The organism is Mycobacterium paraffinicum, from assembly GCF_025822865.1.
Classification (GTDB): domain Bacteria; phylum Actinomycetota; class Actinomycetes; order Mycobacteriales; family Mycobacteriaceae; genus Mycobacterium; species Mycobacterium paraffinicum.
Map to the genome: position 1 here is coordinate 246,399 of NZ_JACKUR010000023.1, position 13,679 is coordinate 260,077.

Consider the following 13,679-nt stretch of genomic DNA (forward strand, 5'->3'; position numbering starts at 1 on the left):
CTTGTACTTCCTTGAGCTTTGTTGTGGATTTGCTGTGTCCGGCGCTCTTCCGGCCGGCTATAAGGGAAAACATGAGTCGACAACGCTTAAGTTCCACCTAGGCGTTCGCCTTGGGCGAACGAATATTCACAGGGCTCCCTGTGAGTTGTGAGATCCTCGTCATAGGACCGTCACATTGGGCGAAATCGCGGTAATTTCCGGCCGTTAACCTCAAAGCCATGGCTGCAGACGGGATTTCGCGCGCTCAGTGTGCGGGCGGTCACATCGTCGTAGTCGGGCACGGCATGGTGGGGCACCGGCTCGTCGAGGCGCTCCGGGCGCGTGACGCCGAGGGCCTGTGGCGCATCACGGTTTTGGCCGAGGAGGCCGACGCGGCTTACGACCGCGTTGGCCTCACCTCGTACACCGAGAGCTGGGATCGCAAGCTGCTGGCACTGCCGGGCAACGACTACGCGGGTGACGAACGGGTTCGATTGGTGCTGAACGCTCGCGTCACCGAGATCGACCGGGAAGCGAAGTCTGTGGTCACGGCCGACGGGCAACGGCACGGCTACGACACGCTGGTGCTGGCCACCGGGTCCTACGCGTTCGTTCCGCCGGTGCCCGGGCACGACCTGGCGGCGTGCCACGTGTATCGCACGCTCGACGACCTCGACGCCATCCGGGCCGACGCCCAGCGCACGGTGGAAGCCGGTCGCACCCCGGCGGGCGTGGTGATCGGCGGTGGCCTGTTGGGCCTGGAAGCCGCTAACGCGTTGCGCCAGTTCGGGTTACAGACGCACGTCGTCGAGATGATGCCGCGCCTGATGGCCCAGCAGATCGACGAGGGGGGCGGCGCCCTGCTGGCCAGGATGGTCAGCGACCTGGGCATCGCGGTGCACGTGGGCACGGGCACGGAGTCGATCGAGGCGATCGATCATTCGGACGGTGTGTCGTCGGTGCGGGTGCGCCTGACCGATGGCGAGGTCATCGACGCCGGGCTGGTCATCTTTGCGGCCGGCATCCGGCCGCGCGACGAGCTGGCCAGGGCCGCGGGTCTGGAACTCGCCGCGCGGGGCGGCGTGCTCACCGACTTAGCATGCCGCACAAGCGATCCGGACATCTACGCGGTCGGCGAGGTCGCTGCGATCCAGGGCCGGTGCTACGGCCTGGTGGGACCGGGATACACCTCCGCCGAGGTGGTGGCCGACCGTCTGCTGAACGGCGCCGCGGAGTTCGGCGAAGCGGACCTGTCGACCAAGCTCAAGCTGCTCGGTGTCGACGTGGCCAGCTTCGGTGATGCGATGGGCGTGACCGAGAACTGCCTCGAAGTCGCCATCAACGACGCGGTCAAGAAGACCTACGCCAAGCTGGTGCTGTCCGACGACGCGAAGACCCTGCTCGGCGGAGTTCTGGTGGGCGACGCCTCGTCGTACGGGGTGCTGCGGCCGATGGTCGGCAGCGAGCTGCCGGGCGACCCGCTCGCGCTGATCGCCCCGGCTTCCGGTGAGGCTCCGGCGTTGGGAGTCGGCGCGCTGCCGGATTCCGCGCAGATCTGCTCGTGCAACAACGTCACCAAGGGCGATTTGAAGTGCGCCATCGCCGACGGCTGCGCCGACGTGCCCTCGCTCAAGTCGTGCACCGCGGCCGGTACGTCGTGCGGCTCGTGCGTGCCCCTGCTCAAGCAGCTGCTGGAAGCCGAGGGCGTCGAACAGTCCAAGGCGCTGTGCGAGCACTTCAGCCAGTCGCGGGCGGAGCTCTTCGAGATCATCTCGGCCACCGAGATCCGGACCTTCTCCGGCCTGCTGGAGCGCTTCGGTCGCGGAAAGGGTTGCGACATCTGCAAACCCGTGGTCGCGTCCATCCTGGCCTCGACCGGCTCGGACCACATCCTCGAAGGCGAACAAGCCTCGCTACAGGATTCCAACGACCACTTTCTGGCCAACATCCAGAAGAACGGCAGCTACTCGGTGGTGCCGCGGGTGCCGGGCGGTGACATCAAGCCCGAGCACCTGATCCTGATCGGGCAGATCGCGCAGGACTTCGGCCTCTACACCAAGATCACCGGCGGCCAGCGGATCGACATGTTCGGCGCCCGGGTGGACCAGTTGCCGGAGATCTGGCGACGGCTGGTCGACGGCGGCATGGAATCCGGCCACGCCTACGGCAAGGCGCTGCGCACCGTGAAGAGCTGCGTCGGCACCGACTGGTGCCGGTACGGCCAGCAGGATTCGGTGCAGCTGGCGATCGACCTGGAGCTGCGCTACCGAGGCCTGCGGGCGCCACACAAGATCAAGATGGGTGTCTCGGGTTGCGCGCGGGAGTGCGCCGAAGCGCGCTCCAAGGACGTCGGCGTCATCGCCACCGAAAAGGGCTGGAACCTCTACGTCGGCGGCAACGGCGGCATGACGCCAAAGCACGCCCAGCTGTTGGCCAGCGACCTGGACACCCAGACGCTGGTCCGCTACGTCGACCGGTTCGTCATGTACTACATCCGGACCGCAGACCGGCTGCAGCGCACCGCCCCCTGGGTGGATTCGCTCGAGGGCGGGCTCGATCACGTGCGCGAGGTCGTCTGCGAGGACTCGCTGGGCCTGGCCGACGAATTCGAGGCCGCAATGGAGCGGCACGTGGAGAACTACAAGTGTGAATGGAAGGGCGTGCTCGACGACCCGGACAAGATGTCGCGGTTCGTGTCGTTCGTCAACGCCCCGGACGCCGTCGACTCGACGGTGGAGTTCACCGAGCACGCCGGGCGCAAAATCCCGGTGTCCATTGGCATGCCGAAGATCCGTACGGGAGCTGGAGAGGAATCATGACACTTCTCAACGACATTCAGGTGTGGACGACGGCCTGCGAGTACGACCGGCTCATCCCGGGTCGCGGGGTCGGCGTGCTGCTCGACGACGGTTCCCAGGCGGCGCTGTTCCGGCTGGACGACGGCTCGGTGTACGCGGTGGGTAACGTCGATCCGTTCTCCGGCGCGGCCGTGCTCTCGCGCGGGATCGTGGGCGACCGCGGGGGCCGGGTGGCGGTTCAGTCGCCGATCCTCAAGCAGGCCTTCTCGCTGGAAGACGGTGAATGCCTGGACGATCCGAACTTCTCGGTGCCGGTGTACCCGGCGCGCGTCACCGCCGACGGCTTCGTCCAGGTCGGTCGGATCGCCGCCTAGCGGGTGATATCACCGACGAGGTAGCGCTGCATCGTCGGGCCGATGGCATCGACGATCGCGTCGACCGACATCGAATGCAGCGGCTCGGAGCGGATGCCGTAGCGCATGATGCCAAGGCCGACCAGTTGCGAGGCGCACAGCGACGCTCGGGTGGCGGCCTTGTCGGCCCCCAGGACCTTCAGCAGTGGGCCGAAAACCGGGCCGATGAACATGCTTTGCACCGTTTCGGCGGTTTTGGCCATCCCGGTGGAAGCTATCGCGCTGGCGGCGAAGGGGCCACCGCCGGCGGCGTCCCACGTGGTGATCAGCATGCGTAGCGTCTGACGGCCGACCTGGTTGACCCCGCCGGTGACGATCCGGTCGATGAATTCCGGTGTGCCGAACGGCAACCGCAGCATCTTGGCGACCGGGTCCAGAAGCCCGCGCGACGGTTCCTCGTGACGGGGCATGCTGCCAGGATCGTCCGTATCGGAGTAAAGAGCAAGCGTCGGGGGCCGTCGGCGCGCCTAACCGGCCAGTGCTGTCAAGCCACCGAATTCGGCCGCACGATCCGGTCGTGGACCAGCCGCTGTGCGGTCGGTCGCCGCGAAGCGTGCCGGGTGGTGGGGGCGAGGACCGGCGGCATGGCCCGGCGGAACCTATTGGCGATCAGGCGGGCCAGGCCGGGATGGGTGCCCAGCGGCCGGCTGACCAGGTCGGCGCCGCAGTCGTGCAGCCGTTCCTGGAACAGGCCGTCGGCCAGCAGGTAGGAGGCGACCACGACTCGCGCGTTGGGCGCATGGCGCCTGGCCTCGTCCACCGCTTCCGGCAGTTGCGGATCCCCGGTGGCCGCGAAGCCCAGGCTGACACGCGACCCGGTCAGCGCCGACACCAGCGTCGCGGTGGTGTGCAGGTCGGCGCGAGCCCTGGCATCCGATGTTCCCGCCGCCGCGAGAATCACGGAATCACCAGGGCGCCAACCACATTTCACCAACTGGTCGCCGGCGATCCGGGCGACCTGGCCACTCGGGCCCAGGGCCGGCGTGACGATCGCGTTCGGGTGGCCGCTCAGCTCGACGTGGGCCGGTAGGTCGGCGCGGACGTGATAGCCGCGCGACAAGAACGCCGGCAGCACGATGGCGGGGCGGCCGGTGGCCTTCGCCCGCGACAGCACCTCGCTGGGGGTGGGGCCCAGCACGTCGACGAACGCGACCTCCACCGGCCGGCCGGTCAACGAGCTTGCTTGCGCGGCAAGCTCTTCGACCATCGCCACACCCTCCGGCCTTCGAGTGCCGTGCGCGACCAGGATCAGGGCCATGGGGAGCCCGCCCGCTGCTCGGTCGCGAGCCGGTACCCACGCTTGACCACCGTCGCGATGATGTTCTTGTCGCCCAAGGCCGTTCGCAGCCGCAGCACGGCCGTGTCGACGGCGTGCGGGTCATTGCTGTTGCCGGGCAACGCGCGTAGCAGGTCGCCGCGGGCGACGACGTCGCCCGGACGTTTCGCCAGCGCGCGCAGTATCCCCATGCCGGACGGCGACAGCACCTTGATCGAGCCGTCCACCAGCACGCAAGTGCCACGGATATCGACCGTGTGGCCGGCGGCGGTCACCGTGCACGAACCCAGCAGCGGTAGCTCTTCGGCGACGTGACGGGCCAAGGCGCCCAACCGCATTCGTTCCGGGGATGACGTCGGCACGCCCTTGCGGATCAACGGCTTGGAGGTCACCGGGCCAACGCACATCGCGTGCACGTCGCTGCGCAGGGCGCCCAGCACCTGGTCTTCGACGTCCAGCTCGCGGCTGCGCTCCAGCACCGCCGCGGCCGCGGGCGCCGACGTGAAGGTGACCGCGTCGAACTGCCGTCCCGCGATCCCGGTCACCAGCTGATCGAACGTGCCGCCCAACGGCGTTGGCTTCCACCGGTACACCCGGACGGGCACCACCTCGGCGCCCCCCAGGCGCAACCCGCCGAGGAATTCCGGGAAGGGATCCCACGCGTCGGCGGCGCCATGCAGCTGGACCGCCACCCGCAGTCCGGCCACCCCCGAGTTGAGCAGGTATTCCAGCACCTCCTGCGAGGATTCGGAGTCCGGCGACCACTCCTCGTGCAGACCGGCGGCGCGCAGCGCGCCCGTCGCCTTGGGCCCGCGCGAGACGATCCGGGCCGACGACAGGGCGGTGATGAGCGGGTTGACCAGCCCCCATCCCTCGGCGGCGGCCAGCCAGCCGCGGAACCCGATTCCGGTGTGCGCGACCAGGATGTCGGGTGGCTCGGCGATCAACGCCTCGGTGTTACGGTGCAGTTCGTCGTCGTCGGGCAGCGCGATCATGTTGATCGCGGGTGCGCTGCACACCTCGGCGCCCTGTCGGCTGAGCAGCGCGCACAGCTCCTCGGAGCGCCGGGCAGAGGTCACCGCGATGCGGTAACCCGTCAGCGGCGGGGAGTCGGGCCGGGCCATATCACCTGTGTATGCCTGTCAGATTTCGGTTGCGTTACCTGGCAATTGCTTACGCATTGCCCATAGTGAGGCCAGCCTCACACGCGGGCCAGCGCGCCTGCCGCCTCACCGTTCGCCGCCTCGGCGGGCAGCGCCGGCCGCCGCACGTACACCATCCACGTGATGATCGCTGCCACGACGTAGGAGGCGAGGAACGCCACGTATGCCGACGTCTCCGTCCCGGTGGCCAGGTAGGACTGGCGCAGCGCGAGGTTGATGCCCACGCCGCCGAGCGCGCCGACCGCGGAGCAGACGCCGATCAGCGATCCGGACTTGGCGCGCGCCCAGTGGCGCCGTTCGTCCTCGCCCGTCTTCAGTGCGCGGCTGCGCGCCTCATACACCGAGGGGATGAGCTTGAACACCGAACCGTTGCCCATCCCGGACAGAATGAACAGCACCATGAAGCCGACGACATAGCCGATCATGCTGGTCGAGCGGGCCCCGGCATTGTGATCGTCGAAAGTGCTTATGAAGACCAGCAATCCAGCGCCCAGGGTCATCCCGGCGAGCACGCCGAGGGTCACGCGGCTGCCGCCCTTGCGGTCGGCCAGCCGGCCGCCGTAGATACGCGCCAGCGAGCCCAGCAGCGGTCCGATGAAGGCCACCTGCGCGGCGTGCAGCGCCGCGTGTTTGGCGCTCTCGCCGTTGGCCAGGAAGTTGACCTGCATCACCTGACCGAAGGCGAATGAGAACCCGATCCAGGAGCCGAACGTGCAGATGTAGAGCAGGGAGATCACGTAGGTGTCGCGCTCGACCAGGATCGAGCGCATCGTGTTCAGCTGCGTGCCGTGGCCGACGTTGTCCATGAACAGCACGGCCGCGATGCCCACGATCGCCAACACCACCAGGTACACCGCGCACACCCAATACGGCGCCTCGTGTCCGGCCGTGGCGAGCACCAGTAGCCCAACCAGCTGGATCACCGCCACGCCGAGGTTGCCGACGCCGGCGTTGACGGCCAGCGCCGAGCCCTTGAGCCGCTGCGGGTAGAAGGCGTTCACGTTGGCCAGCGAAGCCGCGTAGTTGCCCCCGCCCAGCCCGGTCAGCGCGGCGCACACCACGAAGGGCCACAGCGGCAATCCGGGGTTGGCGAGCAACACGATGGTGCCGGTCGTCGGGATCAGCAGCACGAACGCCGAGAAGGCGGTCCAGTTGCGACCACCGAAGGTCGCGATGCCCAGGGTGTAGGGAATCCGGGCCAGCCCGCCGACCAGGGTGGCGACGGCGCCCAGCAGCAGCTTGTCGCCGGCGGAGAAGCCGTAGATGTGTGTAGGCATGAACAACGCCATGACGGGCCACAGCGTCCAGATCGAGAAGGCGACGTGGTCGCCCGCGATGGTGCATAACAGATTGCGGCGCGCGATCTCCTTGTTGCCGGCCTCCCAGGCCGCCGTGTCTTCTGGATTCCAGTCCGCGATGTGGTGATTGCGGGCCATCCGGTTGTCACCTCTCCTCGACTGCGATGGTTTCTCAGAAGGGCACGAGGCGGTGCTCATTTCCGCTCGGCTCTCGGTGAATCCGATTGTGCGCCTTGGGATAGCGGGGGCATGCCACTGGGCAAGGAGGCGTGCACAAGACTCCCTCTCGTCAGGACCCATTCAGCCGCACAACGGGAAGAAAGTGGGCGCCTCGAATGAAGAGGGATGCCCCGCCGTGCATTTCGATGCTCACATTCGAGAGGGCGTCGGGTCAACTCAATTCGGCCCGAATCGCNTGTAAGTTGATTACCAGTTATCTGGTAAATCCCTGTAGGCCCCGATCGCCGAAATAGCGGCCCATTTCAAGTGATTCGGCCCGGCCGGGCGATTTCATGTGAACTGGAATACATTCCGGCTAGGAAATCGGTAAGACCGCGACACCGGACTGTGGTTGGGCGCCCACCAGAATCCTCGGGCGTGACCAGTGCAGGCGCACCGACTGTCCGGGGCGTACCTGGGCGATTTTGTCGATGTCCTCGTCGACCACCACGCCCACCACCGGGTAGCCGCCGGTCACCGGGTGGTCGGGCCCGAGGATCACCGGTAAACCGTTGGGCGGCACCTGAATCGCGCCGCGGGTGGTGCCCTCGCTGGGCAGCTGGCGGTCCGGGTAGCAGTACTGCAGAGGGCGGCCGACCAATCGCATTCCCACGCGATCGCTGCGATCGGATGCCACCCAATCGTTGTGCACCAGGGCATCGGGGTCGACGAACCAATCGTCGCGCGGCCCGGGCACCACCGACAACTCGACCATGTTGCCGGTGATCGCCGCCACCGGGGCCTGATCGAGTTCGGGGTAGTCGAGGGTGTGCTCACCGACCGGGAGCTGATCTCCCGCCCGCAGTGGCGACGGGCCGATGGCCGACATCACGTCGTAGCTGCGCGAGCCGAGCACGGGCTCCACGGCGATGCCGCCCCGCACCGCCAGATACGTGCGCAGCCCGGCGGTCGGCGTCCCCAGGGCGATCGTTTGGCCGTCGCGAACGTGCTGAATGCTGTTGGTGCCGAACTCAATCCCATTGACTGTCGGGTTGGTATCGGCCCCCGTCACGGCGATGTCGATATCACCGCCCCGGACCCTGGCGGCGAAACCGCCGAGCGTCACTTCGACCGTGGCGCGGTCATCGGGGTTGGCCACCAGGCGGTTGGCCAACTGGTGTGCGCGACGGTCGGCGGCCCCGGACCGGCTCACGCCGAGATGGGCGAGTCCCGGCCGGCCGAGGTCCTGGACGACGGCGAGCGGTCCGGTGCGAAGAATCTCCAGGGTGCTCACGGTGATCTCCTTACCTCAGACGGCCCGGAACCGAACCCACATGCCCTGCGTCAGCAAAGCCGGCTCGGGCCGTTCGAGGTCCCACAGGACCGCGTCGGTGCGGCCGATCAGTTGCCAGCCGCCGGGCGACTGGCGCGGGTATATCGCGCTGAATTCACCGGCCAGGCCGACCGAGCCGGCGGGCACCGAGGTGCGTGGCTCGGTACGGCGCGGCACCCGAAGGCGCGCGTCGCCGTCGACCAGGTACGCGAAACCCGGGGCGAACCCGCTGAACCCGACCCGCCACAGCGAACCGGTGTGCGCGTCGATCACCTGCGCGATGGTCAGCCCGGTATGGCCGGCGACCTCCGCCAGGTCCGGGCCGTCGTATACGACGTCGATGACCACATCGGCACGGCGTTCCGGGGCGGCGAGCTCCTCGGCGGTGACCCGCATCTTGCGCAGTCGCTGACGGATCACCCCTTGGCAGCGGGGGCCGTCCAGCTTCACCAGAACCGTGCGGGCGGCCGGGACGATGTCGACCACGCCCGGCAACGCGGCGGCGCGCAGGTGCGCCGCCCACGCCAATACCTCGGCGGTGCTGCCGCATTGCAGCAGAAGCGCGTTGTCGCCGAAATCCAGAACCGTGTTGCCGACCAGTTCCGTCGGCAGGTCCTTGGACACGTTGTCGGTAAGGTCCGTCACGCTCATTACTCGACGGTAACCTCCCCAACACCGACCGGGCGAGGGGCAAGCGACGGATTTTCGAACACTGCCAGAGCTGCCTTAGCAAACGCTCAAACGCCGCAGGCGCGGCCGGGTCTAACCGAGGATTTTGCCGATTTGCGGGGGGAGTTGATCGGCGACCAACGGGTAGCTCAGCGGCGAGGAAAAGGCGATCGCGCCGGCCTGCTCCTTGGTGGTGAAGATGTGCCGGTTCTGCGCGGTGGCCAGGGAGGCCGCTACATCGGGGTCGGCGAGCAATGCCTTTTGGTCGTCGGGGTTCTCGGTCGTCCAGATGACCACGTCGGCGGAATCGAGCACCGCCCTGATGTGATCGCGGGGGATGACGGCGCGGTGATCGGTGCCGAAAGGCTTGATGCTGTCGGCGATCACCAACCCCATCTGGTTCAGGAAGTCGGTGCGCCAGCCGGCCATGGTCGCGACGACGGTCCCCTGCCAGAGCGTGCCCTGCATCAGCAACGCCTTCTTGCCCGTCCAGGCCGGATGCTCCTTGGCGACGGCGGTGAATTTCTGGTCGACGGCGTCGACCAGCGACTTCATCTGGTCGGCCTGGAACACCGCCTGTCCGATGGCGGTGGCCTGCTCCTTCCATGGCTCGAAGAAGGCGTCGCCGTCCGACTGCGGCACGGTCGGGGCGATCGCGGCGAGCTTCTGATAGGTGTCGGCGTCCACGCCCGCGTTGGTGGCCACGATCAAATCCGGCTTGAGGCCCGCGATCTGGTCGACCGGGATCCCGTTGTCGAGGTTCAGCACCACCGGCTGCGCGCCGCCGAGCCTGGGCTGGGCCCACGGCCACACCGCGAACGGCTGATCACCGAACCAGTAGGTCACCGCGATCGGCACCACGCCGACCGCGAGCAGGTCGTCCTGCTCGGTGTAGCCGGCACTGACCACGCGCTTGGGTGGTTCCTTGATGACGGTCTGACCGAACAGGTGGTTGATGGTCACGGATTTGCCGCCGGAGGTATCCGACGACGGTTTGCCCGACGAGCACGCCGCCGGAGCCCCGGCGACCGTGGCGACCGTCGCAGCCCCTGCGAGCTGCAAGAATCCCCGTCGATTCCAACCCTGTCGCATCGCGTGAGATTATCGCGTTCCCTGCCCGCCAGGGCATCGCCGCGCGGTTGCGCGCTCAGTCCAGCGGCATGCCGGCGTCCAGGAAGTCCAGCGCCCGATAGATGGTGTCGGCCGTTTTGGGCGCGCTGTCGAACGCCGCCATCATGGCCCCGACCATCGCGCCGACATACACGCGGACTTCGAAATCGGTTGCGTCACGGCCGATCCGGCGACCGATGGCCTCCGCCATGACGTTCACGGTGCGGTAGTACTCGTCGTAGAGGGCGGCCTTGAGCTCGGGTATCGAGAAGATCAGCCGCTGCCGGGTGTTCTCGAACTCCAATTGCTCGGGTGACAGGCCGGCCATCGTCGTGGCGTAGGCGCGGCGGATGGCTTGGCTCGGCGACAGCTCGGGGGGCTGGGCTTCGAACGCGGCCAGGATCAGCGGATCGAGGTCGTCGACCAGCAGCAGCGACTCCTTGGATCCGAAATAGCGGAAGAAGGTGCTGGGGGAAACCTCGGCGGCTTCGGCGATCTGTTCTACGGTGGTGGCGCCGTAGCCGTTGGCGTCGAACAGCCGGAACGCCTCGCGGCGGAGGGCATGGCGGGTCTTGATCTTCTTGCGTTCCCGCAGCCCCAGGGGCTGGTCAGTCGCCGGCATGGGGCGATTCTCCCGCATTCTGGGCGCGAAAAGTTCTGACAGTGGCTCGAAGGCCACTGCGAGATCCACGTATCTCCGGCGTAACTGTGGCCACGCGGCCCGGTAACAGTCCTTTCCTAACGTCGGGGCGTGACTACGACGACCTCTGCAGAGCCGATCGCTCCGGTCCTTGCGCCCGCGCCCGGGCGCCCGTCTCACCGGGGCAGGCACTGGATCGACGACTGGCGGCCCGAAGACCCCGCGTTCTGGGAGACCACCGGCAAGCCGATCGCCCGCCGCAACCTGATCTTCTCGATCTTCGCCGAGCACGTCGGCTTCAGCGTGTGGATGTTGTGGAGCATCGTGGTGGTCCAGATGACCGCGGGCCCCCACGGGCATCCGTCCGCGTCCGGCTGGGCGCTGACCGCCAGCCAGGCGCTGTGCCTGGTCGCCGTCCCGAGCGGGGTCGGCGCCTTCCTGCGCCTGCCCTACACCTTCGCGGTTCCGCTGTTCGGCGGCCGCAACTGGACGACCATCTCGGCGGCGTTGTTGCTGATCCCGTGCCTGCTGCTGGCCTGGGCGGTCAGCCATCCCGGCCTCTCGTTCGCCGTCCTGGTGGCGGTCGCCGCGACCGCCGGCTTCGGTGGCGGCAACTTCGCCTCGTCGATGGCCAACATCTCGTTCTTCTACCCGGAGAAGGACAAGGGCTGGGCGCTGGGCCTCAACGCGGCCGGCGGCAACGTCGGCGTCGCGGTGGTGCAGAAGATCATCCCGCCCATCGTCGTCGCCGGCGGCGGGGTGGCGCTGGCGCGCGCCGGCCTGTTCTACGTGCCGCTGGCCGTGGTGGCCGCGGTGTGCGCGTTCGCATTCATGAACAACCTGTCCGAGGCGAAGGCCGACGTGCGGCCCGTGTGGCAGTCGCTGCGGCATCCCGACACCTGGGTCATGTCGCTGCTCTACATCGGCACATTCGGATCGTTCATCGGCTACTCGGCGGCCTTTCCGACCCTGCTCAAGACGGTGTTCGGCCGCGGCGACATCGCGTTGACCTGGGCATTCCTCGGTGCGGCGATCGGCTCGGTCATCCGGCCCCTGGGCGGCAAGCTGGCCGACCGGATCGGTGGCGCGCGGATCACCGCGGTCAGCTTCGTCATGCTCGCCGCGGGCGCCTCGGCGGCGCTGTGGTCGGTCAACGCCAAGAATCTGCCGCTGTTCTTCGCCAGCTTCATGTTCTTGTTCGTCGCGACCGGCATCGGCAACGGCTCGACCTACCGGATGATCTCGAGGATCTTCGTGATCAAGGGGCAGCTCGCCGGCGGCGACCCCGACACCATGGCGCACATGCGCCGCCAGGCCGCCGGCGCCCTGGGCGTCATCTCGTCGATCGGTGCCTTCGGCGGGTTCGTCGTGCCGCTGGCGTACGCCTGGTCGAAATCGCACTTCGGCAGCATCGAACCCGCACTGCGGTTCTACGTGGGCTTCTTCCTGGCCCTGCTGGTGGTCACCTGGTACTGCTACCTGCGCAAGGGCAACGCCTACAACGCGCAAGCGCGGGCCGGGGTGTAGCCGCCCGCCGCTCAGCTCGACGGTTTTTGCTTGCCCCCGTAACCGTCCCAGGGGCTGTAGTCGGCGATCAGCTCCTCCTGCGGAGGTCGCTGGTCGACCGGCACATGCTGCAGGTTGATCCGGATGCGGTACCAGATCGAACTCGGCCCGCGCATGCCGTCGACCAGGACGTCGACCGGTTGCAGCAGGCGAGATGCGTCCGGGTGGCGGCCGCGCCAGGTGTCCAGCGCGGCCAGCGCCTCGTCCTTGGTCTTGGTGCGGGCGATCTCGATGAGCGGCATCACCGACCGGCGCCGGCCGTCGGCCGTCCCGGATCCCTTCGGCGCGCGTTCCGGGGGCCCCATCTCCTCGGCGAGCACCAGCAGCCGGTCGAGCTCACCGACCGCGTCGTCCATCCCCTCCCACGGGTCACCCATCGCGGCGAACCGGCCGGGCACGGTGTCGATGGTGAACTCCTCGGGATGGCGCTCGGTGACTTCGTCCCACAGCAGCGGCGTCGAAACCCGGGCGTCCGGCGTCGCCCGAACCGAGTACGCCGACGCGACCGTGCGGTCCTTGGCGTTCTGGTTGAAGTCGACGAACACCCCCTCGCGTTCCTCCTTCCACCATCGGCTGGTCGCCGCGTCGGGCACGCGCCGCTCGACCTCGCGGGCCACGGTCTGGGCGGCCAGCCGCACCTGCCGGAACTCCCAGCGCGGGGCGATCCGCGCGTAGATGTGAAAACCGCGGCTCCCGGAGGTCTTCGGCCACGCGGTCAGGCCGTAGTCCTCCAGCACCTCGCGGGCCACCAGCGCGACGTCGACGATCCGCCGCCAGGACACCCCGGGCATCGGATCCAGGTCGACCCGCAATTCGTCCGGATGGTCGAGGTCGCCGGCCAGTACCGGGTGCGGGTTGAGGTCGATGCAGCCCAGGTTGACCGCCCACGCCAGGCCGGCGGCGTCGTGGATGACGGCCTCCGCGGCCGAAGTGCCCCGCGCGTAGCGCAGTTCGGCGACGTCCACCCAGTCGGGGCGGTTCTTCGGCGCGCGCTTCTGGAACACCGCCTCTTGCGCGATGCCCTTGACGAAGCGCTTGAGGATCATCGGCCGGCCGGCAACGCCGCGCAGCGCCCCCTCGGCCACCGACAGGTAGTAGCGGACCAGGTCGAGCTTGGTGTGCGGTCCCGTGCCGCCGTGGGCTTCGAACACCACCCTGTCCGGGTGGGTGATGGAGACCTGGCGCCCGGCCACCTCCAGCGAAACCGGACCCATGTTCATCATCGTAAGTCGATGGGTACTTACCCCTCGGAATGCGACGGACGTCACATAGGGT

At 68.1% G+C, this 13,679-nt stretch carries 12 protein-coding genes; 3 read left to right on the plus strand and 9 right to left on the minus strand.

The genetic code is table 11. From position 1 onward, the window contains the following. Positions 1-218 precede the first annotated feature (218 nt). Together nirB and nirD are read left to right on the plus strand one after the other, a co-directional pair. Positions 219-2,798, plus strand: coding sequence for a nitrite reductase large subunit NirB (gene nirB, locus H7J89_RS13375; RefSeq protein WP_264044169.1), 2,580 nt, complete (start codon positions 219-221; stop codon positions 2,796-2,798). Then, positions 2,795-3,151, plus strand: coding sequence for a nitrite reductase small subunit NirD (gene nirD, locus H7J89_RS13380; protein ID WP_067200568.1), 357 nt, complete (start codon positions 2,795-2,797; stop codon positions 3,149-3,151). The genes nirB and nirD overlap by 4 nt, the downstream gene beginning before the upstream one ends. Here the strand turns inward: nirD and H7J89_RS13385 are convergent. The 8 genes from H7J89_RS13385 to H7J89_RS13420 form a co-directional block, all read right to left on the minus strand. Then, positions 3,148-3,600 (minus strand): TetR/AcrR family transcriptional regulator, encoded by a 453-nt coding sequence (locus tag H7J89_RS13385; protein WP_066947324.1) that lies wholly within the window; start codon positions 3,598-3,600, stop codon positions 3,148-3,150. The two genes, nirD and H7J89_RS13385, sit on opposite strands and share 4 nt — an antisense overlap. Before the next feature lie 74 nt (positions 3,601-3,674). Then, positions 3,675-4,448, minus strand: coding sequence for a sirohydrochlorin chelatase (locus tag H7J89_RS13390; RefSeq protein ID WP_264044170.1), 774 nt, complete (start codon positions 4,446-4,448; stop codon positions 3,675-3,677). Further along, a complete protein-coding gene (locus tag H7J89_RS13395; protein WP_264044171.1) occupies positions 4,439-5,590 on the minus strand; it encodes a uroporphyrinogen-III synthase in 1,152 nt (383 codons plus the stop codon). The genes H7J89_RS13390 and H7J89_RS13395 overlap by 10 nt, the downstream gene beginning before the upstream one ends. Before the next feature lie 77 nt (positions 5,591-5,667). Further along, positions 5,668-7,065 carry an MFS transporter gene (locus tag H7J89_RS13400; RefSeq protein ID WP_264044172.1) on the minus strand — a complete coding sequence of 466 codons (1,398 nt, stop codon included), beginning with the start codon at positions 7,063-7,065 and terminating at the stop codon, positions 5,668-5,670. 397 nt (positions 7,066-7,462) lie between these two features. Then, entirely contained in the window at positions 7,463-8,380 is a 918-nt protein-coding gene (locus H7J89_RS13405; protein WP_264044173.1) for a 5-oxoprolinase/urea amidolyase family protein, read from the minus strand. A 15-nt stretch (positions 8,381-8,395) separates the two neighbouring features. Beyond that, positions 8,396-9,070 (minus strand): 5-oxoprolinase subunit B family protein, encoded by a 675-nt coding sequence (locus H7J89_RS13410; protein WP_264044174.1) that lies wholly within the window; start codon positions 9,068-9,070, stop codon positions 8,396-8,398. Between the two features lie 111 nt (positions 9,071-9,181). Next, positions 9,182-10,180 (minus strand): ABC transporter substrate-binding protein, encoded by a 999-nt coding sequence (locus tag H7J89_RS13415; RefSeq protein WP_264044175.1) that lies wholly within the window; start codon positions 10,178-10,180, stop codon positions 9,182-9,184. Between the two features lie 55 nt (positions 10,181-10,235). Further along, on the minus strand, positions 10,236-10,820 hold the full coding sequence (locus H7J89_RS13420) for an acyl-CoA-like ligand-binding transcription factor (protein ID WP_264044176.1): 585 nt from the start codon (positions 10,818-10,820) through the stop codon (positions 10,236-10,238). 156 nt (positions 10,821-10,976) lie between these two features. Between H7J89_RS13420 and H7J89_RS13425 the strand changes: the two genes are divergently transcribed. Continuing rightward, positions 10,977-12,365 (plus strand): NarK family nitrate/nitrite MFS transporter, encoded by a 1,389-nt coding sequence (locus H7J89_RS13425; RefSeq protein WP_264044274.1) that lies wholly within the window; start codon positions 10,977-10,979, stop codon positions 12,363-12,365. Between the two features lie 11 nt (positions 12,366-12,376). Here the strand turns inward: H7J89_RS13425 and H7J89_RS13430 are convergent, their stop codons facing one another. Then, positions 12,377-13,627: a DNA polymerase domain-containing protein gene (locus H7J89_RS13430; RefSeq protein WP_372513773.1), complete on the minus strand. Its 1,251-nt coding sequence runs from the start codon at positions 13,625-13,627 to the stop codon at positions 12,377-12,379. Positions 13,628-13,679: the final 52 nt, after the last annotated feature.

Excerpts from the sequence above, each read along its gene's own strand:
- H7J89_RS13415 (WP_264044175.1), bottom strand. The coding sequence starts at position 10,180 with ATGCGACAGGGTTGGAATCGACGGGGATTCTTGCAGCTCGCAGGGGCT.
- H7J89_RS13385 (WP_066947324.1), bottom strand. The coding sequence starts at position 3,600 with ATGCCCCGTCACGAGGAACCGTCGCGCGGGCTTCTGGACCCGGTCGCC.
- nirB (WP_264044169.1), top strand. The coding sequence starts at position 219 with ATGGCTGCAGACGGGATTTCGCGCGCTCAGTGTGCGGGCGGTCACATC.
- H7J89_RS13420 (WP_264044176.1), bottom strand. The coding sequence starts at position 10,820 with ATGCCGGCGACTGACCAGCCCCTGGGGCTGCGGGAACGCAAGAAGATC.
- H7J89_RS13400 (WP_264044172.1), bottom strand. The coding sequence starts at position 7,065 with ATGGCCCGCAATCACCACATCGCGGACTGGAATCCAGAAGACACGGCG.
- H7J89_RS13430 (WP_372513773.1), bottom strand. The coding sequence starts at position 13,627 with ATGATGAACATGGGTCCGGTTTCGCTGGAGGTGGCCGGGCGCCAGGTC.
- H7J89_RS13390 (WP_264044170.1), bottom strand. The coding sequence starts at position 4,448 with ATGGCCCTGATCCTGGTCGCGCACGGCACTCGAAGGCCGGAGGGTGTG.
- H7J89_RS13410 (WP_264044174.1), bottom strand. The coding sequence starts at position 9,070 with ATGAGCGTGACGGACCTTACCGACAACGTGTCCAAGGACCTGCCGACG.
- nirD (WP_067200568.1), top strand. The coding sequence starts at position 2,795 with ATGACACTTCTCAACGACATTCAGGTGTGGACGACGGCCTGCGAGTAC.
- H7J89_RS13395 (WP_264044171.1), bottom strand. The coding sequence starts at position 5,590 with ATGGCCCGGCCCGACTCCCCGCCGCTGACGGGTTACCGCATCGCGGTG.